Source organism: Cellulomonas sp. ACRRI, assembly GCF_022346185.1.
GTDB lineage: Bacteria > Actinomycetota > Actinomycetes > Actinomycetales > Cellulomonadaceae > Cellulomonas.
Genome location: NZ_JAKRMS010000231.1, coordinates 1 through 2,625, shown reverse-complemented (window position 1 = coordinate 2,625; position 2,625 = coordinate 1). Strand labels below are relative to the sequence as shown.

2 protein-coding genes are annotated in these 2,625 nt (G+C 78.1%); one reads left to right on the top strand and one right to left on the bottom strand.

The features are described from left to right. The coding region (gene cydC / locus MHY85_RS20790; RefSeq protein ID WP_239200326.1) for a thiol reductant ABC exporter subunit CydC at positions 1 to 1,749 on the top strand (1,749 nt) is incomplete at its 5' end. 98 nt (positions 1,750 to 1,847) lie between these two features. On the opposite strand, the gene trmB is transcribed toward cydC, so the two are convergent. Then, positions 1,848 to 2,615 (bottom strand): tRNA (guanosine(46)-N7)-methyltransferase TrmB, encoded by a 768-nt coding sequence (gene trmB / locus MHY85_RS20785; protein ID WP_239200328.1) that lies wholly within the window; start codon positions 2,613 to 2,615, stop codon positions 1,848 to 1,850. Positions 2,616 to 2,625: the final 10 nt, after the last annotated feature.

Sequence of the window (2,625 nt, the reverse complement as noted above, 5' to 3'; positions counted from 1 at the left end):
GCTCAGGGGGACGTCGCCGCCCCGGCCGGCGACGTCCCCCTGAGCCGCGCCGCGATCTCCCGGCGCCTCGTCCGGTTCGGCCGCCCGGTCCTGCCGCCGCTCGCCGCGTCCCTCGTGTGCCGGGTGCTCGGCCAGCTGCTCGGCATCGCCCTGCTCGGCGTCTCCGCGTGGGGCGTCGCCCGCGTCGCGGAGGACCCGTCGGCGCCGATCGCGCCGGTCGTCTGGACGCTGGTCGTCCTGTCGCTGCTCAAGGGCGTGCTGCGCTACCTGGAGCAGTTCACCGGCCACGCCGTCGCGTTCCGGGCGCTGGCCATGCTGCGCGTCGACTTCTACGACCGGCTCGCCCCGCAGGCGCCGGCCGGGGTGCTGTCCCGGCGCACCGGCGACCTCGTGAACCGCGCGACCAAGGACGTCGACCGCGTCGAGGTGTTCTTCGCGCACACCCTGGTGCCCGCGGTGAGCGCGGTGGTCGTCCCGGTCGTGGTGCTCGTGGTGCTGGCGACCGGGTACGACCCGGTGCTCGCGCTCGTGCTGCTGCCGTTCCTGGTCGTCGTCGGCGCGGTGGTCCCCGGCTGGGGCCGCACGCCGAGCGCCGCCGCGGCGACCCGGGTCCGAGCCGCCCGCGGCCGGCTCGCCCAGCTCGTGACGGAGTCGCTGCAGGGCGTCCGCGAGGTCCTGGCGTTCGGTGCCGCGGGTCGGCGCCGCGCCGAGGCCCGGGCCGTGGCGGCGGACGTCGACGCCGGGCTCGCGGGCCTCGCGACCTGGACCGCCCGACGCCGGGCCGCCAACTCCGTGCTCATGGTCGGCGCGGTCGTGACCGTGGCGCTGGTCGGCGCGGCGCGCGTCGGCTCGGGCGCCCTCGACTGGCCCGCGTACGCCGTGGCGGTCGTGCTCGCGCTCGCGGTGTTCACCCCGGTGCTCGCCGTCGAGGACGTCGCGCCCGACCTGGAGCAGGCGTTCGCCGCCGCCCGCCGGATCTGGCGGATCACCGACGCCGCGCCCGCCACGACGTCGCCCGCCGACCCGGTGCCGCTGCCGGACGGCCCGCTCGACGTCCGCTTCGAGGGCGTGGCGTTCACCTACCCGGCCCCCGACCTCGACCCGGACGACCCGGCCGCGGCCGCGCTGCGGTCCGTCGAGCGGCGGCCCGTGCTGACCGGGCTCGACCTGCACGTCCCCGCCGGCTCGACCACCGCCGTCGTCGGGTCCTCGGGCTCCGGCAAGTCGACCCTGGTCAACCTGCTGACCCGCGCCTGGGACCCGGACGCCGGGCGGGTGCTGCTCGGCGGCGTCGACGTCCGGGACGTGTCGCTGGAGGACCTGCGCCGGCACGTCGCCGTCGTCGGGCAGAGCACGTACCTGTTCAACGACACGCTCGCGGCCAACCTGCGGCTCGCGGCGCCGGACGCGACGGACGCCGAGCTGGAGGAGGCCTGCCGGCGGGCCGCGCTGCACGACGCGGTCGTGGCGATGCCCGACGGGTACGAGACCCGGGTCGGCGAGATGGGCGAGCGGCTCTCCGGTGGGCAGCGGCAGCGGGTGGCGATCGCGCGGGCGCTGCTGCTGGACGCCCCGGTGCTCGTGCTGGACGAGGCGACCAGCCAGCTCGACGTCGCGACCGAGGCCGAGATCCAGGACGCGCTCGTCGAGGCGGCGCGGGGTCGGACGGTGCTGGTGATCGCGCACCGCCCGGGCGCGGTGCGGACGGCGGACCGGGTGCTGCGGATCGACGACCTCGCCCGCGGCTGACCCGGGGGCGCAGGGCGGGTGCCTGGGGGCGCAGGGCGCGTGCCCGGAGGCGTGGGGCGGTGGGGGAGCGCGCGGTGGCGCGGCGGGTGGCTCCCGGGTCAGGCCGTGCGGGTCGCGATGACGTCGCGGGAGGCGCGCCCCGCCGCGAGGCCCCGGCGCTCGAACTTCGTCAGCGGGCGGTGCCCGGGGCGCGGCGCGTAGCCGCCGTACGGGTTCGTCAGCCCGGGGTCCACCCCGACGACCTCGACCATCTGCTCGGCGTACGGCTCCCAGTCCGTCGCGCAGTGCAGGACCCCGCCCACCCGCAGCCGGCTGCGCAGGAGGGCGACGTGGTCCGGCGCGACGATCCGCCGCTTGTGGTGCCGGGCCTTCGGCCACGGATCCGGGAAGTACACGTGCACCGCGGCGAGCGAGTCCGGGGCGATCACGCGGCGCACCAGGTCGAGCGCGTCGCCGTGCGCCACCCGGACGTTCGTCAGGCCCTGCTCCTCGACCAGGGCCAGCAGGTTCGCGACGCCGGGGAGGTGCACCTCGACGGCGAGGTAGTCGCGGGCCGGGTCGGCGGCCGCCATCGCGGCGGTGGTGTCGCCCATCCCCGACCCGATCTCCAGCACGAGCGGGGCCGACCGGCCGAACAGCGCGACGCCGTCCAGGGTGCCGTCCGGCCCGGTCGGGGGCAGGCCGAGCGCGGGGTCGTGCACCGAGACGCCGAACCGGGGCCACAGCCGCTCCAGCGCGTCCGCCCGGCGCGGGCCCAGCGTGGCCTTGCGCGGGTGGAACGTGCGGACCGGCTCCCCGGCCGTCTGCGACGCGTGCTGGAAGGCGTCGGCCGGGCGTGGCTCACCGGCGGGCGGGGGAGCGGGCAGGTCCGGGGCG